A 25971-nucleotide genomic window follows, 5' to 3' on the forward strand; every position below is an offset into this window, starting at 1 on the left:
GTCACCGACCGCGCAGGAAGAGTTTGTCCAGATCGTCCAGGCCCATCTGGGTCCAGGTCGGTCGGCCGTGGTTGCACTGGCCGCTGCGCTCGGTGTTTTCCATGTCGCGAAGCAAGGCGTTCATCTCGGGGATCGCCAGGCGCCGGTTGGCGCGCACGGCGCCGTGGCAGGCCATGGTCCCGAGCAGCTCGTTGAGGTGCGCCTGGATGCGGTCGCTGGTGCCGTATTCCATCAGGTCAGCAAGCACGTCCTGCACCAGCCGATTGGCTTCGGCCTGTTTCAGCAACGCCGGGATCTGGCGAATCGCGACCGTCTCCGGGCCTAGCCGCTGCAGCTCGAAGCCGAGGCGCTGGAACCACTGTGCATGCTCTTCGGCGCAATCGGCTTCACGCTGGCTCATCGCCAGGGTTTCCGGCACCAGCAGCGGCTGGCCACTGAGGCCTTCGCTGGCCATGGCCACCTTGAGCCGCTCGTACATGATCCGCTCGTGGGCGGCATGCATGTCGACCAGCACCAGGCCTTGGGCGTTTTCCGCAAGGATGTAGATGCCCTTGAGCTGCGCCATGGCGTAGCCCAGCGGCGGTATATCGCCCTGGCCTTCGGGCAGCGCGACCGGCGCGGCGCTGTTCAGCGGCGCATAGAATTCGCGGTAAGCGGCCTGCGCTTCGGCCACCGGCAGTGGCTGCGAGGGGCGCGGCGTGTACTGGTACTGGTAACCCGCACCAGCGCCGGAGCCGGAGCCGGAGCCGGCTGGAGCAGGCTGCTGCTGTTCGAGCACAGGCGTGGCCAGGCGCATCTCGCCCTGAGGGCCGAACTCGCCAGCCAGCTGGCCACCAGCACGCACCAGCTCGGCGGCTGCGGCAGGGGCGGCCACCTGACCTTCCGGGCGCACATCGGCCAGCGCGCGATGCAGGGTGCCGTAGAGAAAATCGTGAACCGTACGCCCTTCACGGAAGCGTACTTCGTGCTTGGTCGGGTGCACGTTGACGTCGACGCCATTCGGCTCCAGCTCAAGGAACAACACAAAGGTCGGATGGCGGCCGTTGAACAGCACGTCGCGATACGCCTGGCGTACCGCATGGGCCACCAGCTTGTCGCGCACCGCCCGGCCGTTGACGAAGAAATACTGCAGGTCAGCCTGGCTGCGCGAGAAGGTCGGCAAGCCGACCCAACCCCATAGGCGCAGGCCGTTGCGCTCGACGTCGATCGGCAGCGCCTGCTCAAGAAAGCCCGGGCCACAGATCGCGCCGACTCGCCGCGCCCGCGACACATCATCGGCGGCCTCGTGCAGGCTGAGGATGCTCTTGCCGTTGTGACGCAGGTGAAAGCCGACATCGAAGCGTGCCAGTGCCAGGCGACGGATGACTTCCTGCAGGTGATCGAATTCGGTTTTCTCGGCCTTGAGGAACTTGCGCCGGGCCGGGGTATTGAAGAACAGGTCGCGCACTTCTACCGAGGTGCCGACCGGGTGCGCCGCAGGCTGTACCCGCGGGGTCATGTCGCGGCCTTCGGTCTCGACCTGCCAAGCTTCGCTGGCATCGGCGGTGCGCGAGGTCAGGGTCAGCCGTGCAACCGAACTGATCGACGCCAGTGCTTCACCCCGAAAGCCCAGGCTGAGTACGCCTTCAAGGTCTTCCAGCTCGCGAATCTTGCTGGTGGCGTGCCGGGCCAGGGCCAGCGGCAGGTCATCCGGGGAGATGCCGCTGCCGTCGTCACGCACACGCAGCAGCTTGGTGCCACCCAGCTCGACCTCGACATCGATGCGCCGGGCACCGGAGTCGAGGCTGTTTTCCAGCAGCTCCTTGGCTACCGACGCAGGTCGCTCGACTACTTCGCCGGCGGCAATCTGGTTGGCCAGCCGCGGGCTGAGCAGCTCGATGCGCGAACCACCGGTCATTGCTGCGACGCCAGGGTGGTACCCGGAATATCCAGATGCTGGCCGACCTTCAGCTCATCGGTTTTCAGGCTGTTGCTGCTGCGCAGGGCAGCCACGCTGACCTGGTAACGCACAGCGATCATCGCCAGGGTTTCACCCGGACGCACGGTATGGTCACGCGGGCCTTGGGCAATCTTGCCGCTGTCACGCAGCCAGGCGATGTAGGTGCCAGGCGGCGGGCTCTGTTGGAAGTACTGGCGCAAGCCGGTGTGGATCGAGCGCGCCAGCGCCTGCTGGTGGCTCTTGGTAGCCAGCTTGGCGGCTTCGTTGGCGTTGGAGATAAATCCGGTTTCGACCAGGATCGACGGAATATCCGGCGATTTCAGCACCATGAAGCCCGCTTGCTCGACCCGGCGCTTGTGCAGCGAGGTGATGCGGCCCATGTTGCCCAGCACTTTTTGCCCGACATCCAGACTGGAGCTGAGCGTAGCGGTCATCGACAGGTCGAGCAGAACCCCGGCGAGCATGCGGTCCTTGTCGTCGAGGCTGACGTTGCCGGCACCGCCGATCAGGTCGGAGCGGTTTTCCGTGTCGGCCAGCCAGCGCGCGGTTTCCGAGGTAGCGCCGCGGTCAGACAAGGCGAACACCGAAGCACCAAAGGCGGCCTTCGACGGCGCGGCGTCGGCATGGATCGAAACGAACAGGTCTGCACCCTTCTTGCGGGCGATCTCGGTGCGTTTGCGCAGCGGGATGAAGTAGTCGCCGGTACGGGTCAGCTCGGCGCGGTAGCCTTTCTCGCTGTTGATCTGGCGCTGCAACTCTTGAGCGATCTGCAACACGATGGTTTTTTCGTGCTGACCGCGCGAGCCGGAAGCGCCCGGGTCTTCGCCGCCGTGACCGGCGTCGATGGCAACCACGATATCGCGCTTGCCGCTCGGTGCTGGCGGCAGCTTGATCGCGGGCTGGGTCGGCGTTACCGGGATGGCCGGCGTGTTGGCCGGCGGCTGCACCGGCGTCGGCGCGGGCGTCGGCGTAGTGGCCGCGATGGCGTCGGCTTCCTGATCGTACAGGTCGACCACCAAGCGGTTACCGTACTGGGCATTGGGCGCCAGAACGAAGCTTTTCGGGGTGACGGCCTTTTTCAGGTCGATGACCACGCGCAGGTCGGTCGGCGTGCGTTGCGCCGAGCGGACACTGCTGATCGGGGTGTTGGAGGTGGCCACGTTGAGCGGCGCGCCGAGGGTCGCACCATTGATATCGATAACCAGCCGATCCGGTGCGCTCAGCGTAAACACGCTGTGCTGCACGGGCCCGGAGAGGTCGAACACCAGTCGTGTGTTGTCCGGCGCGCGCCACAGACGCATGCTTTTTACTTGTGTGGCGGCCAGAGCGTTGACAGTCACTGCGCTGAGCAGCAGACCGACAACGACGACCAGTGCGCGTATGCGCATACCTAACCCCATTTACTGTTGAATTTTGTTGGCCAGCGCGGTGCACCAGGCTTGGCCACGAGCGCCCTGCGGCAACAGGTTAAGCGAGCGTCCGCCCGCTTGCGGGCTTATGGTAATGGTCAGGTCGGGCTTTGGCAAAACGCCCGCACCTTTATCGGGCCATTCGAACAGGCACAGGGCGTCGCCTTCGAAGTAATCGCGAATGCCCAGGTACTCCAGCTCTTCCGGATCGACCAGCCGGTACAGGTCGAAGTGAAACGCCCGCACATCGCCGATTTCGTAGGGTTCGACCACGGTAAAGGTCGGGCTCTTGACCGGCCCGGTATGGCCCAGGCCACGGATCAGGCCACGCGACAGGGTGGTCTTGCCGGCGCCGAGGTCACCCTCGAGAAATATCACGCCATGACCGCCGGTCACTTCGGCCAGTCGCGCGCCGAAGGCCACAGTGGCTTCTTCGTCGGGCAGAAACAGGGTTACACCTGACACGCTGAATGCTCCTCCAATAATTCACGAATGACCGGCAGCAGATCACTGGCTGCCAGGCCCCTGCCCTTCACGCCCAGGCGCTCGCCAGCGCAGGCATGCAGCCACACGCCCAGGCATGCCGCCGACCAGCCATCCAGACCCTGCGCCAGCAATGCGCCAAGCACACCAGTGAGCACATCGCCCAGCCCTGCACCGGCCATCGCCGGGTGGCCTCGCTGGCACAACGCCAACTGTCCGTCCGGATCAGCCACCAGAGTACCCGCGCCTTTAAGCACGCAGATGCTGGCGTACCTGCGCGCCAGCTTGCGCGCAGCGCCGGCACGGTCAGCCTGCACCGCCTCGGTGGAAATCCCCAACAAGCGCGCCGCCTCCCCTGGGTGCGGGGTGAGGATGCTCGCGCCGGGCACGGCCAACGGGCTGCTGGCGAGCATGTTCAACGCATCGGCATCCCACACCTGCGGCACATCGCTGTTGGCCACAGCCGACAGCAGGCTGCGCCCCCATGCGGCCTGGCCAAGCCCGGGGCCGACCACCAGCACGGAAGCGCGGGCCAGCACCTCGATCAACTGATTGGCCGATGACACGCCCAGGCACATGGTCTCAGGCAGCCGGGTCAGCGCCGCTGAAACATGCTCAGGGCGCGTGGCGATGCTGACCAGGCCAGCACCACAGCGCAGCGCGGCCTCGCCACTGAGCAGCGCGGCGCCGCCGGTGCCGAGGTCGCCACCGACCACCAGCACATGGCCGAAGTCGGTCTTGTGCGAGTCTGCACGGCGCGCCGGCAGCCGGGCGAGGTTGGCTCGGCTGAGGGTTTTTACCGCGTTGTCGGGGTGTTTGGTCTGGGGCATGGGGTCAAAGGCTCCGATGTCTGGCAGAATTATACGCACCTGAGCCTGTAATGCCTTGCCCATCCATGTCCGTTTGTATTCCTGACCTCGCCGCGCTGGCCCAATCGATCAAGGATTGGGGCCGCGAACTCGGCTTCGCCCACGTCGGTATCGCTGGTGTAGACCTGGGCGAGCATGAACAGCACCTGGAGCGCTGGCTTGCCGCCGGCTATCACGGCGAGCTGGACTATATGGCCGCGCATGGCAGCAAACGTTCCCACCCCGAGCAGTTGATCCCGGGGACACTGCGGGTGATCTCGCTGCGCATGGACTACCTGCCCGGCGATACGCGCATGGCGCAGGTGCTCGCACAGCCGGAAAAAGCCTACGTGTCGCGCTACGCGCTGGGCCGCGACTACCACAAGCTGGTGCGCAAACGCGTGCAGCACCTGGCCGACCGCATTCAGGCAGACATCGGCCCGTTCGGCTTTCGTGCCTTTGTCGACAGCGCGCCGGTGCTGGAGAAAGCCATCGCGCAGGAGGCCGGGCTGGGCTGGATCGGCAAGAACACCCTGCTGCTCAACCGCAAGGCCGGCAGCTACTTCTTTCTGGCTGAGTTGTTCGTCGACCTGCCGCTGCCGGTGGATGAAGCCCAGACCAGCGAGCACTGCGGCCGCTGTCAGGCGTGCCTGGACGTGTGCCCGACCAATGCTTTCGTCGGCCCGTATGTACTCGACGCACGGCGCTGCATTTCCTACCTGACCATCGAGCTGAAGCAGGCGATCCCGGTCGAGCTGCGCGCGATGATCGGCAATCGGGTGTTTGGCTGCGATGACTGCCAGATCGTCTGCCCGTGGAACCGCTTCGCCCGCCCCACCCAGGAAAACGACTTCAAGCCGCGTCACGGCCTGGACAATGCCGGCCTGGCCGAACTGTTCATGTGGGATGAGGCGACCTTTCTGGGCAATACTGAAGGCTCGCCGCTGCGCCGCGCCGGCTACGAACGCTGGCTACGCAATCTGGCCGTCGGGCTGGGCAACGCACCGTCGACCATTCCGGTGCTGGAGGCGCTGCAGGCACGCCGCGAGCACCCGTCCGAACTGGTCCGCGAGCATGTCGAGTGGGCGCTGGCCCAGCACGCAGAACGGCAGGCGCAGCCAGCGAGCTGGTGACTACTGCTGGTCGTTATAGTGAAACTTGGGCATTTCCCAGTGAAAGCGGATCGCCAGCAAACGCACCAGAAAACCACCAAACAGAGTCAGCAGCGTGGCCTGCTCGGCCGGCAGATTGAAGTGCACGCAGCCCAGATAGAACCACGCCGCCGCAAACGACACGCTGGCATACAGCTCGCGGCGAAACACCAGCGGGATGTCGTTGCAGAAGATATCGCGCAGAATCCCGCCGAAGACCCCGGTGATCACCCCACTGATCGACGCCACCAGCAGGCCTTGGCCCATCTCCAGCGCAGTCATGCAGCCAATCAGGGTAAACGCCACCAGCCCCAGCGCATCGAGCACCAGAAACAGCGAGCGCAGATGGCGCATCAGTGGCGCGATAAAGATCGTCAGCAGTGCGGCAAAGCTGGTCAGCACCAGGTACTCGGGGTGTTTCACCCAGGTCAGCGGATAGTGCCCCAGCAGCACGTCGCGCACCGAGCCACCACCCAGCGCCGTCACGCAGGCGATCAGCACCACACCGAACCAGTCCATGCCGCGACGGCCGGCGGACAAGGCCCCGGTCATGGCTTCGGCGGTGATAGCGACGAGGTAGAGCATCAGCAACATGGTGCGAGTCCGTGCGAGAAAGGCGCGCAGTCTACCCAGTTGCACCCCGCACCAGAAGGGGGCGCACCGACTATCGTCAGCCGGCGCAGCAGGCTTAAAACTTGATGAAGTGTTCGCGGTAGTGGCGCAGTTCGGCAATCGACTCGCGAATATCGTCCAGCGCCAGGTGGGTGCCACCCTTCTGGAAGCTGTCGCGCACCTCAGGGGCCCAGCGTGCAGCCAGTTCCTTGAGGGTAGAAACGTCGAGGTTGCGGTAGTGGAAGTAGCTTTCCAGCGACTTCATGTGGCGGTACAGGAAGCGCCGGTCCTGGCAGATGCTGTTGCCACAGATCGGCGACTTGCCCTTCGGCACCCACTGCTGCAGAAACGCGATGGTCTGGGCCTCGGCTTCGGCCATGCTGATACGGCTGTCACGCACACGCTGGGTCAAGCCCGAGCCGCCGTGGGTTCGGGTGTTCCACTCATCCATGCGCGCCAGCACTTCATCGCTGTGGTGAATGGCGATCACCGGGCCTTCGGCCAGGGTGTTGAGGTTGCTGTCGGTGACGATGGTCGCCATCTCGATGATGACGTCGCTGTCCGGATCCAGACCGGTCATTTCCAGATCGATCCAGATCAGGTTCTGTGTGTTGTCCATGAAGGGCTCCTGAGATAGGCCGTCATAGTAGCTTAGTGGCCCGACCGGGTAATTGGCTTTGCTCGCTAATTCACTGTGTTCAACGATTCCACAGGCACCTCCCCAACCAAGGTTAACGAATAGGCCACAACAGGAGCATGCTAAACTGTCAGCCGTTTTCCAACCGCAAGCCACCACGGAACATTCATGGCCAAACGCCAGCTCAACCGCCGCCAAAACTGGCGCATCGAAAAAATCCAGGGCGAACGCGCCGAACGCGCCGCCAAACGCGAGCAGCACGTCTTGCAGGAACTGGAAGGCGGCGACCTCGGACCCGAGCAATTCGGCCTGGTCATCGCCCACTTTGGCGTCCAAGTCGAAGTCGAAGCCCAGGACGGCGACACAGTTGGCCAGATCTTCCGCTGCCACCTGCGCGCCAACCTGCCTGCACTGGTCACCGGTGACCGCGTGGTATGGCGAGCAGGCAACCAGGGCATCGGCGTAATCGTCGCGCAACTACCGCGCTCGACCGAGCTGACCCGCCCCAACAACCAGGGCGTGCTCAAGCCGGTAGCCGCCAACGTCGATCTGATCGTGATCGTCTTTGCCCCCGCCCCTGAGCCCCACGCCAACCTGATCGACCGCTACCTGGTCGCCGCCGAGCACGCCGGCATTCGCCCGTTGCTGTTGCTGAACAAGGCCGACCTGATCAACGAGCAAAATGCACCGGCGCTGAATGCCTTGCTCGAGGTCTACCGCGACCTGGGCTACCCCCTGCTGGAGGTGTCGGCGCACCACGGCGACGGCATGCAGCAGCTGCAGAAAATGCTCGATGGCCACGTCAGCGTGTTTGTCGGCCAGTCCGGTGTCGGCAAGTCGTCGCTGGTCAACAGCCTGCTGCCGCAGGCGCACACGCGGGTGGGTGATCTGTCCGAGTGGTCTGGCCAGGGTACCCATACCACCACCACGGCGCGGCTTTATCACTTCCCCAACGGCGGTGACCTGATCGACTCCCCCGGTATCCGTGAATTCGGCCTGGTGCACGTCAGCCGCGATGATGTCGAAGCCGGCTTCATCGAGTTCAGCGAACTGTTCGGCACCTGTCGCTTTCGCGACTGCAAGCACGACCGCGAGCCAGGCTGCGCCTTGCTCAAGGCGCTGGACGAAGGCCGGATCAAGCCACAGCGTATGCACAGCTACCGCTCGATCATCGCCAGCCTGACCGAAGACAGCTATTAACAGCTGGGGCAGGTAAGTCGGGGCTGCTTTGCAGCCCCAATCGGCCTAACTGACTGGCATTACCGCATTGCAGCCCTTTTTTGCTGTGCCGCAGGCGGTTATTCCTTCGGCTCGTCCATCTTCAAGGTACCGTCCTCGAAGATATTGAGCTTCTGCCGTAGCTCACGCGGCTGCATCGGCGCCTCGCCGGCACCAGCGGGCGCTGCTGCACCTGGCGCTGCCGAGCCTGGCGCCGCGGGTGCGTCAGATGCCGGCGGTGCATCCGGAGTGCCCTGCTCGCCCTCGATATTGCGCTGGGCCTTCTTGGTCAGGACGATGATATCGATGCGCCGGTTGACCGGGTTGAACGGGTTCTTGCGATCGAACAGCGACGACGAGGCATAACCCACCACCCGCGCCACCTGATCATCCGGATAGCCACCCGCCACCAGCGCACGTCGCGCAGCGTTGGCACGGTTGGCCGACAGCTCCCAGTTGCCGTAGTCACCGCTGCCGGCATAGGCCTTGGCATCGGTGTGGCCGCTGACGCTGATCTTGTTCGGCACCGCCTTGATGGTGTCGGCCATGGCCAGCAGAATGTCCTCGAAGTACGGCTGCAAACGCGCGCTGCCGATGTCGAACATCGGCCGGTTCTCGGCATCCATGATCTGGATACGCAGGCCGTCCTGGGTGATCTCGAACAGGATCTGATCCTTGAACTTCTGCAGTTGCGGGTTTTCTTCGACCTTGTTCTGCAGCTCCTGCAAGAGCAGGTTCAGGCGTTCCTTTTCAACCTGCTCGGCCATGGTCTCGACCTGATCCTTGTCCAGCTGCACGCTGGTGTCGGGCGTCGGCTCGGACTTCACCTCAGGGTTGATGGTCTTGTCCGGCGCCAGCTCCGGCGAGCCACCCAGGTCAATCACATAGGGCGTACCGCTTTCGGAGAAGCCGATCGGGTCCTTGAAGTAGCCGGCGATGGCGATCTTCTGCTCTGGGGTGGCCGTCGACATCAGCCACAGCACCAGGAAGAACGCCATCATCGCCGTCGCGAAGTCGGCAAAGGCGATCTTCCAGGCGCCGCCATGGTGACCGCCGCCAAAGCGCTTGACGCGCTTGATGATTATCGGCTGATTGTTTTCCATGAATCAGCGACCGCGAACTGCTTGTTCCAGCTCGGCGAAGCTCGGACGGTGCTTGGGGTACAGCACCTTGCGCCCGAATTCCACGGCCAGTGACGGCGGCATGCCCGAGGCCGAAGCCACCAGCGACGCCTTGATCGACTCGTACAGATTGACCTCTTCCTTGGCATCGTGAGCCAGGCAGGTAGCCAGTGGGCCGAAGAAGCCGTACGCAGCAAGAATACCGAAGAAGGTACCCACCAGCGCCGCACCTACGTGCATGCCGATGGCAGCCTGGTCGCCCTCACCCAACGAGGCCATGGTGACGACGATACCCAGTACCGCCGCAACGATACCAAAGCCAGGCATGCCGTCGGCGATCCCGGTGACCGCGTGCGAAGGGTGGTCGAGTTCTTCCTTGAGGCTCAGCAGCTCCATGTCGAACAGGCCTTCGAGCTCGTGCGGAGCCATGTTGCCGGTGGACATGATGCGCAGGTAGTCACAGATGAACGCAGTCATGCGCTCATCACCCAGCACTGCCGGGTACTTGGCGAAGATCGGGCTGGCCGAGGCGTCTTCGATATCGCCTTCGATCGCCATCATGCCTTCGCGGCGGCTCTTGTTGAGGATCTCGTAGACCAGGCCCAACACCTCCAGGTAGAAGGTATGGGTGAAGCGCGAGCCGAACATCTTCATCGACTTCTTGATCACGTGCATGGTCATGTAGCCAGGGTTGGCCTGCAGGAACGCGCCAAACGCAGCCCCGCCAATGATGAGCACTTCGAACGGCTGGATCAGCGCCGCAATCTTGCCGTGGGAAAGCACGTAGCCTGCGATCACGCTCGCGAAGACGACGATGATGCCGATAATTTTAGCCATAGGTTCAAAGCACTTGAAGTCGAGGTCAGGGTCGGGGACGGGAGCTTGAAAACTCTTCTTCTACTTATCGGCAGAACTGCGCCAGACTATAGCCACTCCAAGTGAAAAGCCAGTTCGGACTGATGTCAAAATGCCAATTGAAACCAAGGTACCAAGTCAGACGCCACGCACTTTAGACCGCTGGATAAAACTGCTGGATGACGTGCGCCTGCCCGTGCCCAAGGAAAGCCACGACCGGGTACTGGCGGCCATCAATGACAACCGTCGATCATTGCGCGACATCGCCGAACTGATGCAGGACAGCCCCGCCTTGGTACTGTCGGTCATGCGTGAGGCCAATCACTCGGCCAACGCCAGCCAGGCCGAGCCGGCCGAGAGCCTCGAAGTTGCCCTCAATCGCCTCGGACTTGAGCGCAGCGCACAGCTGCTGGCGCGCCTGCCGGCCTTGCCCGGCGATGACATCCCGCCGGTACTGCGCCAGTTTCTGTTGATCAGCCAGCATGCCGCGCAGCAGGCCAGTGGCCTGTTCGCCAGCCGCCTGGCGCGGCTGTGGCAGGAGATTCACTGGGGCAGCCTGCTGTTCCTGTCGCCGCTGTGGCCGATGGCCGTGACCTACCCCAAGCTGCTCGACACCTGGGAGCTGCGGGTTATCCACAAGGGCGAAAACGCTGCCGAGGTCGAGATCGAGCTGTTTGGCGTACGCCTGATGGAGCTGTGCCAGGCGGTCGCCCTGCACTGGCGCCTGCCGGAGTGGGTAACCCAGGGCTACCGCCTGCTTACCAGCGAACGCGAACAATTGGCTCAGGTATTCAACATTGCCCGCGAGACGGACAGCCTCGAGCAGCAGCATCGGCTGGATGAAGAACCAGGCCTGCGCCGCTGGTTCAACCAACCGGCCAACACCGTATTGCTGGCCAACGGCCTGGCACTGGCGGCGCAAGTCGGCTGGGACAACCCGCACCTGCTGCGCTGGCAACTGCTGACCGCGCTGTATTTGCAGACCTCGCTGGACGACGTCCAGCAGCAGGTTCACCAGCAAGCCGCAGCGAGTGCCCGCCATCACGCCCGCCACGCCCTGTTCCACCCGGCCGAAGCGTTGATCTGGCCATGGCAGCAGCGCCGCCCGCACCCGGACATGCTCACACCACCGCCGCCGCCTGCAGAAAACCTGGAGCGCTGGCGCTCGCTGTGCGCCGAAATGCTGGCCCAGCCCAGCCGCTTCAGCAATGCCGTGCACCTGGCTACCCACGCCCGCGATGCACTGCTCGCCTGCGGCATGCAGCGGGTACTGCTGCTGACCTACGACAAGGCCACTGATGCCTTGCGCGTGCAGCAGACTGCTGGCCTGCCCAAGGAAGCAGCTGCACTGAACCTGGCAGTCAAACAGAACAAACTGTTACAACGCTTGACCAGTCAGGCCGGGCAATTGCGCCTGACGCCGGACAACCACGCCCAGTTCGCCGCCCTGCTGCCAGCGCCGATCAATGCCCTGTTCCCCAGCGAGCACCTGCTGCTGCGCTCGCTGGCGGTCAATGGCCAGGTAATCATGCTGCTGCTTGCCGATCAGGCGGGCCGCCCGCTGGCCGACGTCAGCGTGCAGGCACTGGGCAAGACTGCACAGTGTATCGAGCGCGCTCTGGCTACCTTCGCCACCCGCAGTAGCTGAGCCTTACGCTACAATCGCCCCCTCGCGTTCCACCTGGAGACTGTGGATGACTGATTTTTCCGGCTTGCCGCTGGTTATCGAAGCGCAAGACCTGTTGCCACGCCTGGGCTCGCCCGCGCTGATCGTGGTCGACCTGACCAGCGCCAACCGCTATGGCAGTGGCCACGTACCCGGTGCGCGCTTCGTCGACCCCAAGCGTACCCAGCTGGGCCAACCGCCGGCGCCTGGGCTACTGCCGGCGCGCGCCGACCTGGAAAAGCTGTTCGCCGAACTCGGCCATCGTGACGATGCCGTCTATGTGGTTTACGACGACGAAGGCGGTGGCTGGGCCGGGCGTTTCATCTGGCTTCTGGATGTCATCGGTCATGCGCAGTATCACTACCTCAACGGTGGTATCCAGGCCTGGCCGGCTGATCAGCTGTCGACCGAGACGCCCGCCAGCGCCACCGGCTCGGTCAGCCTGACCATAAACGACGAGCCGACCGCCACCCGCGAATACCTGCAGAGCCGCCTCGGCGCTGCCGACCTGGCCATCTGGGACGCTCGCGCGCCGGGTGAATACCGGGGCGAGAAAGTGCTCGCGGCCAAAGGCGGGCACATCCCCGGCGCCGTCAACTTTGAGTGGACCGCAGGCATGGACATGAATGACCACCTGCGCATCCGCAAGGACATGGCCGAGATCCTGCAAAATCTGGGTATCACTCCCGACAAGGAAGTGATCACCCATTGCCAGACCCATCACCGTTCAGGCTTTACCTATCTGGTGGCCAAGTCCCTCGGCTACCCCCGGGTCAAGGCGTACGCCGGCTCGTGGGGCGAATGGGGCAACCATCCGGACACGCCCGTAGAGGTTTAAGGAAATTCAATGAAATCGCGTTTGTTCATCATCAGTCAGTACCTGCTGCCGCACCATCTGCTGTCACGCCTGGCCGGTTGCGTTGCCGAGTGCCGCGCGCGCTGGTTCAAGAATGCCTTCACCGCCTGGTTCGCCAAGCGTTATCAGGTCGACATGTCCGAAGCGCTGGTCGAAGACCTCAGCGCCTATGAGCACTTCAACGCCTTCTTCACCCGCGCCCTGAAGCCAGGTGCGCGCCCGCTGGATGAAACTCCAGGGGCCATTCTGTGCCCGGCCGATGGTGCCGTCAGCCAACTCGGCCCGATCGAGCACGGCCGCATCTTCCAGGCCAAGGGCCATGGTTACAGCGCACTGGAGCTGCTCGGCGGCGATCCGGCGCTGGCCGCACCGTTCATGGGCGGCGAGTTCGCCACCATCTACCTGTCGCCGAAGGATTACCACCGCGTGCACATGCCGCTAGCCGGCACCCTGCGCGAGATGGTCTACGTGCCAGGCCGGCTGTTCTCGGTCAACCAGACCACTGCCGAAAACGTACCGGAGCTGTTTGCCCGCAACGAGCGCGTGGTCTGCCTGTTCGATACCGAGCGCGGGCCGATGGCCGTGGTGCTGGTCGGGGCGATGATCGTGGCTTCGATCGAAACCGTCTGGGCGGGACTGGTCACGCCGCCCAAGCGTGAGCTGAAGACCTTCCGCTACGACGAAGCCAGCCGCACACCGATCCACCTGGAAAAAGGCGCCGAACTGGGCCGTTTCAAGCTCGGCTCCACTGCCATCGTGCTGTTTGGCCCGGAGCAGGTGAAGTGGGCTGAAAGCCTCGGTGCCGGCTCTGCCGTGCGCATGGGTGAACTGCTGGCGGTACCGACCGCAGTCTGATCCGCCGCCTACGAAAAGGCCCCGCATGGCGCAACCATGCGGGGCCTTTTCGTTTGTCGGGACCGCTCTGCGGCCCCTTACGGGCTCAGATCAGCCGCGAGCGTCGCGGTCGCGCAAGCCGAGCAGATACAGCACACCATCCAGACCAAGGGTCGAGATCGCCTGTTTGGCCGACTGGCGCACCAGTGGTTTGGCGCGGAAGGCCACGCCCAGCCCTGCCAGCGACAGCATGGGCAGATCGTTGGCGCCGTCGCCTACAGCGATGGTCTGTGCCAGTTGCAGGCCTTCCTTGCTGGCCAGCTCCTGCAACAGGTCAGCTTTACGCTGGGCATCGACAATTGGCTCGATGGCCACGCCTGTGACCTTGCCGTCGACCACTTCCAGCTCGTTGGCGAACACATAGTCGATACCCAGCCGCGCCTGTACCTGCTTGGCGAAGTAGGTAAAGCCACCGGACAGGATGGCGGTCTTGTAACCCAGGCGCTTGAGCTCGGCGAACAGGTTTTCGGCGCCCTCGGTCAAGCGCAGCGATGCGCCGATCTCGTCCAGTACCTTGACGTCCAGGCCTTTGAGCAACGCCATGCGCTCCTTGAAGCTGGCGCGAAAATCCAGCTCGCCGCGCATGGCCCGCTCGGTAATGGCGGAAACCTGCTCGCCGACGCCGGCGGCCTTGGCCAGCTCGTCGATGACTTCGGCTTCGATCAGCGTGGAATCCATGTCGAACACCGCCAGCCGGCGGTTGCGGCGGAACAGGTCATCCTTCTGGAAGGCGATATCCACGGCCAGCTCTTCAGACAACGTGAAGAACGCGGCACGCAGGGCCTGAGCATCACTCGGCTCGCCGCGCACAGAAATCTCCAGACACGCTTTGCCGTGGTCGCTGTCGGCGTTCAGCGCCACCCGCGCCGACAGGCGTTCGATGCGCTCGATGGTCAGGCCATACTGGCTGATGATCGCACTGACCCGCTGCAGCTGCTCGGGGGTGACCTTGCGGCTGAGCAAGGTGACAATCTGCCGGGCGTCGCCCTGGCCATCGGCCCAGTGCTGGTAGTCAGCCTCGGAAATCGGTGTGTAGCGTGCCTGCAGATTGAGCTCGTGGGCCTTGATCTGCACGCTGTGCAGCAACTGCGTGGCGACTTCGTTATCCGGGATATCGACGAGGATGCCGAACGACAAAGTGCCGTGCATCACGGCCAGGCCGATGTCGAGAATGTTCACACCGCCCTGGAGCAGGACGCCGGTGATGGCGGCAGTGAGACCTGGGCGGTCTTCACCGGTGATGTTGATCAGAACGATTTCGCGCACAACCTGGCTCCGACTTCGATGAAAAATGCGCATTCTACCGACTTTCGGTAACTATCGGGCGCCACTTGCACTTTGCCGACAAATGCCGGGTCGCTATACTGCGCAGCACTTTCTCGTCATAAAGAGCCGCGCTCTGTGAACCGGCCCACGCCAGTTAAATCCGATAACTTCTTCCTGATGCTGTTCCATGCTCTGCGCCAACGCCGCGTACCCTTGGCATTGCGTATCGCCAGCACCAATATTTTCCTGGTGGCCATGGCGCTGGTGATCTATGCCTGCGTGATGGGCCTGCAGTTCAAGCAGGCCATGCATGAGCAGGCGGACGCCCTGGGGCAGAGCCTGACCATCCAGACGGCCACCTCGGCGACCGAGCTGCTGGTGTCCAACGACATCCTCAGCCTCAACGTGCTGCTGGGCAATCTGGTGAAGAACCCGCTGGTGGCCCACGCCGCCATCTACAGCGTCGACAACCGCATCCTCGCCGAGGCCGGTCAGCGCCCGAAAAACACCCTGCTGGGTGAAGCCGAAGGCCTGTACCAGACCAAGATCACCTTTCAGGACGTGACCGCCGGGCAACTGCGCATCAGCCTGGACATGAGCGAGTTCCAGCAACCGATGCTGATCAGCTTGCAGAGCATGGGTATTCTGGCGGGGATACTGCTGGTCTTGGCCCTGACCCTGAGCCTGCGCCTGGGCCGCTACATCTCCACGCCGCTGCTGCAGCTGCGGGTCTGGCTGCGTGATCCGCACCCGTACACCCCGGCCATCGATCGTCAGGACGAGATCGGCGACCTTGCCCGTCAGTTGCATGCCCGCCTCGCGCCACCGCCGCCGCCTGAGCCGGAAGAAGAGGAAGAGCACGACGACGAGCATGACTTCGCCGACCTTGATCACGCCCCGGCAACCACCAGTGTCGCTGCCCGCAGCCGGGCTATTGCCCAGCAGGATGAGGAAGACGATGAAGCCTTTGCCGGCCTGATCGACGTCGAGCAAAGCAGCGCCAAGCCGGTTGTGGCCGCGCCCGTCTCGACCGAACCGCAGTACAGCGCCGTACTGGCCGTACAGCTGGGTTCGCAGGAGCAACTGCGCCGCCTGCCGCGCACGCGCCTGACCGAGCTGCTCGAACGTTATCGCGACTGCCTCGAGCAGGCTGCTTCGCTGTATGAAGGTGAAACCTTCACCCTGACCGACGGCAGCACCTTGCTGCTGTTCCACAGCCGCGAGACGGGTGAAGACTACCTGACCAATGCCATCTGCTGCGGCGAGCTGCTGCGCGCCCTGGGCCATGCCCTGCAGATCGAAGTGGCCGATAGCGGCATCACCTTGCAGCTGCAACTGGGGCTGACCGTGGGTGATGACCTGCAAGGACTCGAGCAGGTCGATCTGCTGATGACCGAAAAAGCCCAGGATGCCCTGGCCCTGTCGCAGCACAGCCGCAACCTGCTGTTGGTCGAGCGCAAGATCACCGATGATGCGCTGGTCCGCCAACGCGCCCGCATCCGCCCGATTGCCAGCCCTGAGGGTGCATGCTGTGTCGAGCGGTTGATGGAGCCGTACCCATCGATGCTGGAGCGGCAACTGGCGCGCATGCACGAGCGCCGGGCCTGAGGATTGGTCCACCCTGTGGGAGCGGATGAACCCGCTCCCATAAACCGCACAAACAAAAAGGCCGCCCCCACAGATATCTGCAGGGGCGGCCTTTGCAAGCGCCTCGATTCAAACTCAGAACCTGAACACTTCCATATCGGTACGCACCGGCGAAGCAATCGGGATCTTCGACTTCTCTGGGGTCTTCTTGACCTGCACCGGCGCCGCCGGCTTCTTGCGGGTTTCTTCAGCCAGGGCCGGCTGATTGGCCAGCGGCTTGACCGCGTTGCTCAACTGCTCGGCCAGCTTCTGCAACAACTGCCCTTGCGCCTGCACCTGGGAAGACTCGCTGCCCTCATGCGGTTGCTCAAGGTGCACTATGCGGTTGTCACGCACGTTGCCGCGGCGATCCAGCAGGCGCCACTGTGCATCCAGAATGGCCGGCTGATCCTTGCCCGAATCCAGCCGAGTGATCGACAGCAGCACCTGCACGTCCGGCGCAAAACCACTGCTCGCCGGCGCCAGCACCACCCGTTGGCTGTCTAGGCGCCAGGCCAGCTGGCGCACCAGCAGTTGGTCAATATCCGAAGACAGGCTGCCCGCCCAACGACCGTCCGTCGCCGAAGTCAGGCTGCCGTCTGCCTGGCGCTGCAAAAAGGTCTCGCGCTGCAGGTAGTCAGCCACCGAAACCGGGCCAAGCACCACAGCCATACCGGCACTCTGCGAAGGCTGGCCAGGTTCACCACTGTCCAGCTGATACAGGGCTACCGGCTGGTGCACACTGCACCCGCCCAGGCCCAGCAGGCCGGTCATCAACAGCGCAAATGGAAAGCGCGGAAATTTCATCATCCCATCCAGGTGGCAGCCATTCGGCATACCGCAGTGATACACATGTAGAGTCTTTGGGGCGCTCGGCCACGCCGGCGCCGCGAGCGCCTATCATCCGCGAAAAGGTCGTCCGACTCCAGTAGTTCCGCCGCGAACAACGCCGAAAGTGCCGGTTCAGACGACTCGCCTGGTTAGCTCGAAGCTTCCACCAGCAGCCCATCGACGCGCTGGAAGCCGCGGGGCAGCTTGCTGCCTCGCCGACCGCGTTCGCCCTTGTAATGCTCCAGATCATCTGGTTTGAGCGACAGGGTACGCTTGCCAGCCTGCAATACAAGGGTCGACCCCTCGCTGATGACGGCCAGGTCGGTGACGTACTCCTCGCGACTGGCAACCCGGTCGCCAGGTACGCCAATGATCTTGTTGCCCTTGCCCTTGCCCAGCTGCGGCAGGTCGGCGACCTTGAACACCAGCAAGCGGCCTTCGGTGGTCACCGCTGCCAGCCAGTCCTGCTCGCGGTTGCTCACCGGCCGCGGCGGGATCACCTTGGCGCCGTTGGGCAGGCTGAGCAAACCCTTGCCGGCCTTGTTCTTGGCCTGCAGGTCTTCGCCCTTGACCACGAAGCCGTAACCCGCGTCGGAGGCCACCACATACAGGGCGTCGTCCTCGGGCAGCAGCACGCACTCGAAGGTCGCCCCCGGCGGCGGTGTCAGCCGCCCGGTCAGCGGCTCGCCCTGGCCACGGGCCGAGGGCAACGTGTGCGCGGCCACCGAATAACTGCGCCCGGTGGAGTCGATCAGCACGGCAAACTGGTTGGAGCGCCCCGCCGCAGCGGCCTTGAAGCCGTCACCGGCCTTGTAGGAAAGCCCGGTGGCATCGATGTCATGGCCCTTGGCGCAACGCACCCAGCCTTTTTCCGAAAGCACCACGGTGACCGGCTCGGTCGGCATCAGCTCGTTTTCCGAGAGTGCCTTGGCTTCGCTGCGCTCGACAATCGGCGAGCGGCGGTCGTCGCCATACTTCTCGGCATCTTTGATCAGCTCGCTGCGCACCAGCTTTTTCAGCTTGGCATCGCTACCCAGCAGGGCCTGCAGCTTGGCCTGCTCTTTAAGCAGTTCGTCCTGCTCACCGCGGATTTTCATTTCTTCCAGGCGAGCCAGCTGGCGCAGGCGCGTCTCGAGGATGTATTCAGCCTGGATTTCGGTCAGCTCGAAGCGGGCAATCAGCGCCTGCTTGGGGTGCTCTTCGGTACGGATGATGTGGATAACTTCATCCAGGTTGAGAAACGCCGTGAGCAAGCCGTCCAACAGGTGCAGGCGCCGCTCGACCTTGTCCAGGCGGTGCTGCAGGCGCCGGCGCACGGTGCCGACGCGGAACTGCAACCATTCCTGCAGCAACAGCCGCAGGTTTTTCAGTTGCGGCCGGCCGTCGAGGCCGATGATGTTGACGTTGACCCGGTAGCTGCTTTCCAGATCAGTGGTGGCGAACAGGTGCTGCATCAGCTCGTCGGCATCGACCCGATTGGAGCGCGGGATGATCACGATTCGGCATGGGTTCTCATGATCGGACTCGTCGCGCAGGTCAGCCACCATTGGCAGCTTCTTGGCCTGCATCTGCGCAGCGATCTGCTCGAGCACCTTGGCCCCGGAGACCTGGTGCGGCAAGGCGGTGACGACAATGTCGCCATCCTCGACGCGGTACACCGCACGCATGCGGATCGAGCCTTTGCCGCTCTCGTACATCTTCAAGATGTCGGCACGCGGCGTGATGATCTCGGCTTCGGTCGGATAGTCCGGGCCTTGAATGTGCTCGCACAGCTGCTCGATGGTCGCTTTCGGCTCGTCGAGCAGGCGCACACAGGCGCTGGCGACTTCGCGCAGGTTGTGCGGCGGCACATCGGTGGCCATGCCCACAGCAATACCGGTGGTGCCGTTGAGGAGGATATTCGGCAGCCGCGCCGGCAGAACCGACGGCTCCTGCAGAGTGCCGTCGAAGTTGGGCACCCAGTCGACCGTGCCCTGGCCGACTTCGTCGAGCAGCACTTCGGAGTAGCGCGACAGGCGCGCCTCGGTATAACGCATGGCCGCGAACGACTTCGGATCGTCCGGCGCACCCCAGTTGCCCTGGCCGTCGACCAGGGTATAGCGGTAGCTGAACGGCTGCGCCATCAGCACCATGGCTTCATAGCAGGCCGAGTCGCCGTGCGGGTGGAACTTGCCGAGCACGTCGCCGACGGTACGCGCCGACTTCTTGTGCTTGGAATCGGCATCCAGACCCAACTCGCTCATGGCATAGACAATGCGCCGCTGCACAGGCTTGAGGCCGTCGCCGATATGCGGCAGGGCGCGGTCCATGATCACGTACATGGAATAGTTGAGGTAGGCCTGTTCGGTGAAGTCAGCCAGGGAACGGCGCTCGACGCCGTCGAGACTGAGTTCCAGTGAGTCGCTCATGCGGGCCTCGTCATTTCAGGTTCTGGCGCAACAGCATGCTGCCGCCGCGCTGGGTAAATTCAAGTTGTTTGAGGGCGCTCATGCCGAGCAGCACGGTTGTGCCGTCAAGGCCGGGCACCACCAGGGCGCGTACGCCCTGCAGGCGGATATCACCCAGTTGCAGGCTTTCCAGACGGGTCCGGTAGCCTTCAGTGCGGCCATTGGCGGTACTCACCAGCACAGGCGCACCGCGTTGCAGCTCAAGGCCTTTGGCCAGCGACTCGGGGATGGCGACATCGGTCGCGCCGGTGTCGAGCATGAAGTGCACGGTCTGGCCGTTGATTGCGCCGTCGGCGACGAAGTGGCCCTGACCATTGCTCAGTAAGCGAACTTCGATGAAACCATCACCATGGGCCGACTCGGGTTGCGCATTGGGGTTGCGCTGCTGATCCTCCCAGACGCCAAAAAAGCGCGTGGCAAGAAACATCGCCGCCGCCCAGGCGAGAATCATCAGCACCTTGCCCGCGCGCTTGCCGGCCGGCTGGCTCATGGTTTGCCACTCCAGCCGCCTTGTGGCGCAGCAAAGCGCCAGACGATCGGCCGTACTTCGCCATCTCCGCGGGCGCCGTTGTTGTTGTCTACGCCAATCCAGGCGCCCTCGTCATCGATGATCAAGGCTTCGGCGACGCCAAACAGCTGGTCATAGCGGCGCGCCTCGGTCAGCGCATCGGCGGCAAACGACCAGCAGCGCTCGACGGCGCCGCTGTCCACGTCGCGCCGGCATACCCGGTAGGCATTACGCTCCAGGGTAAACAGCTTGCCGGCATACAGCGCCAGGTCGGCAAAATCACGCGACACCGGCCGCGGCTTGTCCACTTGCGGCGGCTGCATCTCGACCCCAGCCTCGCTGAACAGCACACAGCTGCGCACGCAGGTCCACAGCGACTGCTGGCGTTGCAACGCAACCAGGCCGCGCCGTTCCCGTTCGGCGGCCAGCCATAGACGATCGCCCGCCGGGTTGATCACCACCCCCTCGAACAAGCCATTGAAGCGCAGCAGCATGCCGCTGGCACGTGCCCGGCCAACCATCAACGGGTCGATCTTCAACCAGTTCGGCTCACCTTGCAGCGGCACCTGCAGCACCGCCGCATGGGATTCGCTGACCAAGTAGAAGTTACCCGCCTGATCGCAGCTGATACCTTCAAAGTCCAATTCACCACCGCGCACTGCGGCGACCGCCCAACTGCGCACCTTCAAGCCTAATGGCAAGCCACTGTCAGGCGCTGGCGGCGCGCTGAAGGGCATCGCTTCGGCCTGCCAGACGCCATCGCTCTGCTCGAAGCGGTAGATCCGGTCGTCATCGCGGTCGGATACACCCCAGAGCGCGCCACGGCACATCGCCAGGCCCGAGAGGTTGCCGCTGGGCATGCCGTCAATGGCGTGCTCGCTGCTCAGCTTCAGCTCCGGCCAGTCGCTCGCCAGACTCGGCAAAGCGACCAGGGCCAGTACTGCGGCAAGCAACCGAACAATCAAACCATGACCTCAGCCAGGTTGCCTTTGGTTTCCAGCCAGCTCTTCCGGTCACCGGCGCGCTTCTTCGCCAGCAGCTTGTCCATCAGCTCGCAGGTGGCCTCGACGTCATCCAGAGTCAACTGCACCAGGCGCCGGGTGTTCGGGTCCATGGTGGTTTCGCGCAACTGCGGCGGGTTCATCTCACCCAGGCCCTTGAAGCGGGTGACCTGCGGCTTGCCACGTTTTTTCTCGGCGACCAAACGGTCAAGAATGCCGTCACGCTCCGCTTCGTCGAGGGCGTAGTAGATCTCCTTGCCCAGGTCGATGCGGTACAGCGGCGGCATGGCGACGTAGACGTTGCCCGCCTCGACCAACGGCCGGAAGTGCTGCACGAACAAGGCGCAGAGCAAGGTGGCGATGTGCAGGCCGTCAGAGTCGGCGTCGGCGAGGATGCAGATCTTGCCGTAGCGCAGCTGCGACAGGTCGGTGGCACCCGGATCGACACCGATGGCCACGGCGATGTTGTGCACTTCCTGGCTGGCCAGCACTTCGCCGCCGTCGACTTCCCAGGTATTGAGGATCTTCCCGCGCAGCGGCAGGATGGCCTGGAATTCCTTGTCCCGCGCCTGCTTCGCCGAACCGCCGGCGGAGTCACCCTCGACCAGGAACAGCTCGGAGCGCATCGGGTCCTGGCCAGCGCAGTCGGCCAGCTTGCCGGGCAGTGCCGGGCCCTGGGTAATGCGCTTGCGCTCGACCTTCTTGCTCGCCTTGAGGCGGCGACCCGCGTTGCTGATGGCAAGCTCCGCCAGCTGCATACCCAGTTCAGGGTGCGCGTTGAGCCACAGGCTGAAGGCATCCTTGACCACGCCGGAGACGAACGCCGCCGCCTCGCGCGAGGACAGGCGCTCTTTGGTCTGGCCGGAGAACTGCGGCTCCTGCATCTTCATCGACAGGACGAAGCTGATCCGCTCCCAGATGTCTTCCGGGGCCAGCTTGACCCCACGCGGCAGCAGGTTGCGGAACTCGCAGAACTCGCGCATGGCATCCAGCAGGCCCTGGCGCAGGCCGTTGACGTGGGTACCCCCTTGCGCCGTCGGGATCAGGTTGACGTAGCTTTCCTGCACGCTGTCGCCGCCCTCGGGCAACCACAGCAGGGCCCAGTCGACCGCTTCCTTGTTACCGGCCAGGCTGCCGCAGAACGGCTCGTCGGGCAGCCGAAGGAAGTCGCTGACCGAATCGACCAGGTACGAGCGCAGGCCGTCTTCGTAGTGCCACTCGACTTTCTCGCCGCTGGCCTTGTCTTCGAAGCTGATCGACAAGCCCGGGCACAGCACGGCCTTGGCCTTGAGCACATGCTTGAGGCGGCTGATGGAAAACTTCGGCGAGTCGAAGTACTTCGGATCAGGGCTGAAATACACGCTGGTACCGGTGTTGCGCTTGCCGACCGTACCGATCACTTCCAGCTCGGTGGCCTTGTAGCCGTCGGCGAAGGTCATCTGGTATTCGTTGCCGTCACGCTTGACCCGCACCCGAACCTGGGTCGACAAGGCGTTGACCACCGAGATACCAACGCCGTGCAGACCACCGGAGAACTGGTAGTTCTTGTTCGAGAACTTGCCGCCGGCGTGCAGTTTGGTGAGGATCAGTTCGACACCCGAGACGCCCTTTTCTGGGTGGATGTCGACCGGCATGCCCCGGCCATCGTCGCTGACTTCCAGCGAGTGGTCGGCATGCAGGATGACCTGCACCGAGCGGGCGTGGCCGGCCAGGGCTTCGTCGACACTGTTGTCGATGACTTCCTGGGCCAGGTGGTTGGGCCGGCTGGTGTCGGTGTACATACCGGGCCGTTTACGCACCGGATCGAGGCCGGAGAGGACTTCGATGGCGTCGGCGTTATAGGCGCTAGCGCTGGGGTTGGCCATGGGTTCTCGTCGTCAGTCTGGTGAATGCGAAAAATCAAAATACAGAAAAATCGAGCGCCGCATATTGCTCGCGGGCAATGCCGGCAAAAGCCAGCAACGCCGGCAGGCGCTTGGTGAAGCCCTGGAAACTGTGGTCGCCACCGGCTTCGATACGCAGCGCGCAGGCCTGGTAGTAGGCAGCGGCGTGGCGGTAGTCGAGGGTTTCATCGGCGGTCTGCAACCACACCTGGTAGCGTGCGGCGTCGGTTGGCGGCGCCACTTCGAGCTCGGCCAGGGCCTGCACGTGGTCCAGGGTCAGCTCCCAGGGCTCATCGGTATACAGGTTGCGCTGGGTGCCCAGGTAGCCGTCGAACAAGCGGTGCGGCGCTACCGCCGGGTTGATCAGCAGTGCCTTGAGGCCATGCCGCTCGGCCAGATGGGTCGCATAGTAGCCGCCCAGCGAACTGCCTACCAGCAAGGGCGCGCCCAGCTCGGCAATGGCGGCTTCGAGCTGGCCAATCGCCTCACGCGGATGATGGTGCAGCGCGGGGATGCGCAACTGGCCAGCCAGGCCCAGTTGCTGCATCACAGCCTCAAGCTGGCGCGCCTTGGTCGACAGCGGCGAGCTGTTGAAGCCGTGGATATAAAGGATGGAACCCGACATGCTGCCCCCAGTGTCTGCTGCGGCGCGCCCGCCAGTTGGGGCGCAGGGACGCGCAGTGTAGCGTGTTCGCCGAGCATTGGCGCTGCTTCGGGATTTTCGTAATACATTGTTCAAGGTCGCTGGGACTGCGCGCTCAATAACCGGGGCTGTTGAAATCCAGCTGCAGCACATAATCCAGCGCCCGCTCTACGCCTGTTTCCAGCTGACCGTCTGCATGCAGGCGCAGCCAGCGGTATCCCGGCAACTCTTCACTGACCTTGAAGTCGACGCTACCCGGGGCGAACTGGATGCAGGTCGACGGTGTGGCCATGTAGCGCACGCCGTCACGCGTCTGCTCGAAGGCCTGGTGCACATGCCCCCAGAGCACCGCGCGCACCTGCGGGTGAGCCTGCACCCGTTGCAGCAACTCATCGCTGTTGCGCAGGCCGATCGGCGCCATCCAGGCGCAGCCGATATCCACCGGCTGGTGGTGACAGCAGATCAGGCAATGGCGCTGGGGGGCACTGTTCAGGGCTTGATCGAGGACGGCAAGCTGCGCCGGCGCGAGCAGGCCATGGGTCGCGCCCACCACTGCCGAGTCGAGCATGATGATGCGCCAGTTGCCCACATCGGTTACCGACTGCAACAAATCCGTACCTTGCGCCACCTCGGCCATCACTCGCGCCTGATCATGGTTGCCCGGTAGCCAGCGGGCTGGCGCGCGCAGCGTCGCCGTCATCTCGGCAAAGGCGCGATAGGCCGTCGCGCTGGCATCCTGCGACAGGTCGCCGGTGCACAGCAGCAAGTCGATTGCAGGTTGTTCGCGATGCACCTGGTCGATCACATGCTGCAGGCTGCCGCGGGTATTCAGGCCCAGCAGGGTGCCTGCCGGATCAGCAAACAGATGGGCGTCGGTCAGTTGCACGACATTGATCGGTGCGTGGGGATGGTTGGGCTGCGGCAACGGCCGTCTCCTCGAGCGAGTTCTGCGCGATTATCGCCGCTGACAGCTTTCACGCAAGCCGGCGAAGCCGACTCGCATCACATTTTCAGCGTACTGCCGCCAGTTCATGGCCGCAGGCCAGGCAGTGGCTCAGCCATTCGCCGAGAAACAGATTGAGCTGGGCCTTCTCGTCGGGCTGGTGCATGGCTTCGTTGGGGTACGGGTAGATGCTGCGAAAGCGCCGTGCATGCTCGGCGCTGACCACTTCGGCCATGCGCGCATCGTGGTACACCTGCACTTCCAACTGCGGTACCGGCAGCCAGGGCAGACTGTGCTCCTGACGCACGCGCAGGGTGGTGGTGTATGGGCACGTCAGCAGCACGTCCAGCACCAGCACGCCAAGCATCTGGTCGCCCTGGGTCATACCGATGCGCCGCGAGCTCTGGGTAGTACGCATGTCCGGCAGCAGGCGCATCAAGCGAGCGTAGTTGGCCTCGCAGGCACTTTGCAGCCCGACCAGATCGACCCGATAACGCTCGCGCAGCAGGTTCACTTCCACATCCCCCGTACTTCGTCGCGGTTCAGCGCCAGCCATTGCAGGCCGATGATGCTGGCCGCGTTGCAGATGCGCCCGTCACGTACCGCCTGCAGGGCGTCCTCGAACGACCAGGCGCGCACGCGGATATCCTCGCCCTCTTCCTCCAGCCCATGCAAGCCGCCGGCACCTTCGCTGACGCAGCGGCCGAGAAACAGATGCACGAACTCGTCGCTGCCGCCCGGCGATGGGAAGTAGCGGGTCATCGGCCACAAGGCCGAGAAGGTCAGGCCGGCTTCTTCTTCGGCTTCGCGATGGGCAACCTCTTCAGGCTGCTCGTCCTTGTCGATCAGGCCCGCGACCATTTCAATCAGCCAGGGATTGGCCACCTTGCCCATGGCGCCAGCGCGGAACTGCTCGATCAGCACCACCTCGTCGCGCAGCGGATCGTACGGCAGCACGCACACTGCATCGTGGCGCACGAACAGCTCGCGGCTGATCTCACGGCTCATGCCGCCGGCGAACAGCTCATGGCGCAGGTGCAGCTTGTCGAGCTTGTAAAAGCCCTGGAAGCAGTTCTCGCGCTTGACGATCTCAACCGTCTTGGGCACCGAATTGGACGTGTCTGTCATGGAAAT

24 protein-coding genes are annotated in these 25971 nt (G+C 63.9%); 6 read left to right on the forward strand and 18 right to left on the reverse strand.

The window, feature by feature from the left end; genetic code table 11:
- Position 1: 1 nt before the first annotated feature.
- Genes mutL through ACIOAU_RS08345 form a run of 4 tightly spaced genes read right to left on the reverse strand, consistent with a single transcriptional unit; the run spans position 2 to position 4661 of the window.
- The gene (gene mutL / locus ACIOAU_RS08330; protein WP_401181300.1) at positions 2-1897 is read right to left on the reverse strand and encodes a DNA mismatch repair endonuclease MutL; all 1896 of its coding nucleotides are present in this window, start codon (positions 1895-1897) and stop codon (positions 2-4) included.
- A complete protein-coding gene (locus ACIOAU_RS08335; RefSeq protein WP_401181302.1) occupies positions 1894-3339 on the reverse strand; it encodes an N-acetylmuramoyl-L-alanine amidase in 1446 nt (481 codons plus the stop codon). Before ACIOAU_RS08335 ends, mutL begins: the two co-directional genes overlap by 4 nt.
- The gene (gene tsaE, locus ACIOAU_RS08340; RefSeq protein WP_101315901.1) at positions 3340-3813 is read right to left on the reverse strand and encodes a tRNA (adenosine(37)-N6)-threonylcarbamoyltransferase complex ATPase subunit type 1 TsaE; all 474 of its coding nucleotides are present in this window, start codon (positions 3811-3813) and stop codon (positions 3340-3342) included. It abuts the gene before it with no gap.
- Positions 3801-4661 carry an NAD(P)H-hydrate dehydratase gene (locus ACIOAU_RS08345; RefSeq protein WP_401181305.1) on the reverse strand — a complete coding sequence of 287 codons (861 nt, stop codon included), beginning with the start codon at positions 4659-4661 and terminating at the stop codon, positions 3801-3803. Before ACIOAU_RS08345 ends, tsaE begins: the two co-directional genes overlap by 13 nt.
- A gap of 65 nt (positions 4662-4726) precedes the next feature.
- Between ACIOAU_RS08345 and queG the strand changes: the two genes are divergently transcribed.
- Positions 4727-5812 carry a tRNA epoxyqueuosine(34) reductase QueG gene (queG, locus tag ACIOAU_RS08350; RefSeq protein WP_401181308.1) on the forward strand — a complete coding sequence of 362 codons (1086 nt, stop codon included), beginning with the start codon at positions 4727-4729 and terminating at the stop codon, positions 5810-5812.
- Here the strand turns inward: queG and ACIOAU_RS08355 are convergent, their stop codons facing one another.
- Positions 5813-6424, reverse strand: a complete 612-nt coding sequence (locus ACIOAU_RS08355) for a trimeric intracellular cation channel family protein (RefSeq protein ID WP_101315895.1) — start codon at positions 6422-6424, stop codon at positions 5813-5815.
- 94 nt (positions 6425-6518) lie between these two features.
- Entirely contained in the window at positions 6519-7061 is a 543-nt protein-coding gene (orn, locus tag ACIOAU_RS08360; RefSeq protein ID WP_103435846.1) for an oligoribonuclease, read from the reverse strand.
- 186 nt (positions 7062-7247) lie between these two features.
- On the opposite strand from orn, the gene rsgA reads away from it, so the two are divergent.
- Entirely contained in the window at positions 7248-8279 is a 1032-nt protein-coding gene (gene rsgA / locus ACIOAU_RS08365) for a small ribosomal subunit biogenesis GTPase RsgA (protein ID WP_101315891.1), read from the forward strand.
- A gap of 98 nt (positions 8280-8377) precedes the next feature.
- Here the strand turns inward: rsgA and motB are convergent, their stop codons facing one another.
- Both motB and motA read right to left on the reverse strand, forming a co-directional pair.
- On the reverse strand, positions 8378-9400 hold the full coding sequence (gene motB / locus ACIOAU_RS08370; RefSeq protein ID WP_259074421.1) for a flagellar motor protein MotB: 1023 nt from the start codon (positions 9398-9400) through the stop codon (positions 8378-8380).
- Positions 9401-9403: 3 nt separating this feature from the next.
- A complete protein-coding gene (gene motA / locus ACIOAU_RS08375; protein WP_101315887.1) occupies positions 9404-10255 on the reverse strand; it encodes a flagellar motor stator protein MotA in 852 nt (283 codons plus the stop codon).
- Positions 10256-10385: 130 nt separating this feature from the next.
- Between motA and ACIOAU_RS08380 the strand changes: the two genes are divergently transcribed.
- The 3 genes from ACIOAU_RS08380 to asd are packed head-to-tail and all read left to right on the forward strand — an operon-like array spanning position 10386 to position 13650.
- Positions 10386-11921, forward strand: a complete 1536-nt coding sequence (locus tag ACIOAU_RS08380; protein WP_181107302.1) for an HDOD domain-containing protein — start codon at positions 10386-10388, stop codon at positions 11919-11921.
- Positions 11922-11967: 46 nt separating this feature from the next.
- Positions 11968-12777: a rhodanese-like domain-containing protein gene (locus tag ACIOAU_RS08385; protein ID WP_219855678.1), complete on the forward strand. Its 810-nt coding sequence runs from the start codon at positions 11968-11970 to the stop codon at positions 12775-12777.
- A 9-nt stretch (positions 12778-12786) separates the two neighbouring features.
- Positions 12787-13650 carry an archaetidylserine decarboxylase gene (gene asd, locus ACIOAU_RS08390; protein ID WP_186700664.1) on the forward strand — a complete coding sequence of 288 codons (864 nt, stop codon included), beginning with the start codon at positions 12787-12789 and terminating at the stop codon, positions 13648-13650.
- A gap of 90 nt (positions 13651-13740) precedes the next feature.
- On the opposite strand, the gene serB is transcribed toward asd, so the two are convergent.
- Positions 13741-14955 carry a phosphoserine phosphatase SerB gene (gene serB, locus ACIOAU_RS08395; RefSeq protein WP_401181316.1) on the reverse strand — a complete coding sequence of 405 codons (1215 nt, stop codon included), beginning with the start codon at positions 14953-14955 and terminating at the stop codon, positions 13741-13743.
- Between the two features lie 135 nt (positions 14956-15090).
- Between serB and ACIOAU_RS08400 the strand changes: the two genes are divergently transcribed.
- Positions 15091-16563, forward strand: coding sequence for a histidine kinase (locus tag ACIOAU_RS08400; RefSeq protein ID WP_101315881.1), 1473 nt, complete (start codon positions 15091-15093; stop codon positions 16561-16563).
- 114 nt (positions 16564-16677) lie between these two features.
- Here the strand turns inward: ACIOAU_RS08400 and ACIOAU_RS08405 are convergent, their stop codons facing one another.
- The 9 genes from ACIOAU_RS08405 to ACIOAU_RS08445 all read right to left on the reverse strand — a co-directional run bounded on the left by ACIOAU_RS08405 (position 16678) and on the right by ACIOAU_RS08445 (position 25965).
- Positions 16678-17388 (reverse strand): membrane integrity-associated transporter subunit PqiC, encoded by a 711-nt coding sequence (locus tag ACIOAU_RS08405; RefSeq protein WP_101315879.1) that lies wholly within the window; start codon positions 17386-17388, stop codon positions 16678-16680.
- Between the two features lie 173 nt (positions 17389-17561).
- Entirely contained in the window at positions 17562-19820 is a 2259-nt protein-coding gene (gene parC, locus ACIOAU_RS08410; protein WP_101315877.1) for a DNA topoisomerase IV subunit A, read from the reverse strand.
- A 10-nt stretch (positions 19821-19830) separates the two neighbouring features.
- Positions 19831-20349 carry a TIGR02281 family clan AA aspartic protease gene (locus tag ACIOAU_RS08415; RefSeq protein ID WP_401181319.1) on the reverse strand — a complete coding sequence of 173 codons (519 nt, stop codon included), beginning with the start codon at positions 20347-20349 and terminating at the stop codon, positions 19831-19833.
- The gene (locus tag ACIOAU_RS08420) at positions 20346-21329 is read right to left on the reverse strand and encodes an esterase-like activity of phytase family protein (RefSeq protein ID WP_401181842.1); all 984 of its coding nucleotides are present in this window, start codon (positions 21327-21329) and stop codon (positions 20346-20348) included. Before ACIOAU_RS08420 ends, ACIOAU_RS08415 begins: the two co-directional genes overlap by 4 nt.
- Positions 21329-23233 (reverse strand): DNA topoisomerase IV subunit B, encoded by a 1905-nt coding sequence (gene parE / locus ACIOAU_RS08425; protein WP_401181322.1) that lies wholly within the window; start codon positions 23231-23233, stop codon positions 21329-21331. Before parE ends, ACIOAU_RS08420 begins: the two co-directional genes overlap by 1 nt.
- Positions 23234-23267: 34 nt before the next feature.
- Positions 23268-23876: a YqiA/YcfP family alpha/beta fold hydrolase gene (locus ACIOAU_RS08430; protein WP_101315869.1), complete on the reverse strand. Its 609-nt coding sequence runs from the start codon at positions 23874-23876 to the stop codon at positions 23268-23270.
- A 133-nt stretch (positions 23877-24009) separates the two neighbouring features.
- The gene (cpdA, locus tag ACIOAU_RS08435; protein ID WP_181089584.1) at positions 24010-24819 is read right to left on the reverse strand and encodes a 3',5'-cyclic-AMP phosphodiesterase; all 810 of its coding nucleotides are present in this window, start codon (positions 24817-24819) and stop codon (positions 24010-24012) included.
- A gap of 85 nt (positions 24820-24904) precedes the next feature.
- Entirely contained in the window at positions 24905-25357 is a 453-nt protein-coding gene (locus ACIOAU_RS08440; protein WP_101315865.1) for a DUF1249 domain-containing protein, read from the reverse strand.
- The gene (locus ACIOAU_RS08445; RefSeq protein WP_101315863.1) at positions 25348-25965 is read right to left on the reverse strand and encodes an NUDIX domain-containing protein; all 618 of its coding nucleotides are present in this window, start codon (positions 25963-25965) and stop codon (positions 25348-25350) included. The genes ACIOAU_RS08440 and ACIOAU_RS08445 overlap by 10 nt, the downstream gene beginning before the upstream one ends.
- Between the last annotated feature and the right edge of the window lie 6 nt (positions 25966-25971).

It is taken from the genome of Pseudomonas sp. NPDC088322, from assembly GCF_044740745.1.
In the GTDB taxonomy this organism is placed as follows: domain Bacteria; phylum Pseudomonadota; class Gammaproteobacteria; order Pseudomonadales; family Pseudomonadaceae; genus Aquipseudomonas; species Aquipseudomonas shirazensis.

Coding starts and splice junctions, on each gene's coding strand:
- mutL (WP_401181300.1), bottom strand. CDS start 1,897: ATGACCGGTGGTTCGCGCATCGAGCTGCTCAGCCCGCGGCTGGCCAAC.
- ACIOAU_RS08335 (WP_401181302.1), bottom strand. CDS start 3,339: ATGGGGTTAGGTATGCGCATACGCGCACTGGTCGTCGTTGTCGGTCTG.
- ACIOAU_RS08345 (WP_401181305.1), bottom strand. CDS start 4,661: ATGCCCCAGACCAAACACCCCGACAACGCGGTAAAAACCCTCAGCCGA.
- queG (WP_401181308.1), top strand. CDS start 4,727: ATGTCCGTTTGTATTCCTGACCTCGCCGCGCTGGCCCAATCGATCAAG.
- ACIOAU_RS08355 (WP_101315895.1), bottom strand. CDS start 6,424: ATGTTGCTGATGCTCTACCTCGTCGCTATCACCGCCGAAGCCATGACC.
- orn (WP_103435846.1), bottom strand. CDS start 7,061: ATGGACAACACACAGAACCTGATCTGGATCGATCTGGAAATGACCGGT.
- rsgA (WP_101315891.1), top strand. CDS start 7,248: ATGGCCAAACGCCAGCTCAACCGCCGCCAAAACTGGCGCATCGAAAAA.
- motB (WP_259074421.1), bottom strand. CDS start 9,400: ATGGAAAACAATCAGCCGATAATCATCAAGCGCGTCAAGCGCTTTGGC.
- motA (WP_101315887.1), bottom strand. CDS start 10,255: ATGGCTAAAATTATCGGCATCATCGTCGTCTTCGCGAGCGTGATCGCA.
- ACIOAU_RS08380 (WP_181107302.1), top strand. CDS start 10,386: ATGCCAATTGAAACCAAGGTACCAAGTCAGACGCCACGCACTTTAGAC.
- ACIOAU_RS08385 (WP_219855678.1), top strand. CDS start 11,968: ATGACTGATTTTTCCGGCTTGCCGCTGGTTATCGAAGCGCAAGACCTG.
- asd (WP_186700664.1), top strand. CDS start 12,787: ATGAAATCGCGTTTGTTCATCATCAGTCAGTACCTGCTGCCGCACCAT.
- ACIOAU_RS08405 (WP_101315879.1), bottom strand. CDS start 17,388: ATGAAATTTCCGCGCTTTCCATTTGCGCTGTTGATGACCGGCCTGCTG.
- parC (WP_101315877.1), bottom strand. CDS start 19,820: ATGAGCGACTCACTGGAACTCAGTCTCGACGGCGTCGAGCGCCGTTCC.
- ACIOAU_RS08415 (WP_401181319.1), bottom strand. CDS start 20,349: ATGAGCCAGCCGGCCGGCAAGCGCGCGGGCAAGGTGCTGATGATTCTC.
- parE (WP_401181322.1), bottom strand. CDS start 23,233: ATGGCCAACCCCAGCGCTAGCGCCTATAACGCCGACGCCATCGAAGTC.
- ACIOAU_RS08430 (WP_101315869.1), bottom strand. CDS start 23,876: ATGTCGGGTTCCATCCTTTATATCCACGGCTTCAACAGCTCGCCGCTG.
- ACIOAU_RS08445 (WP_101315863.1), bottom strand. CDS start 25,965: ATGACAGACACGTCCAATTCGGTGCCCAAGACGGTTGAGATCGTCAAG.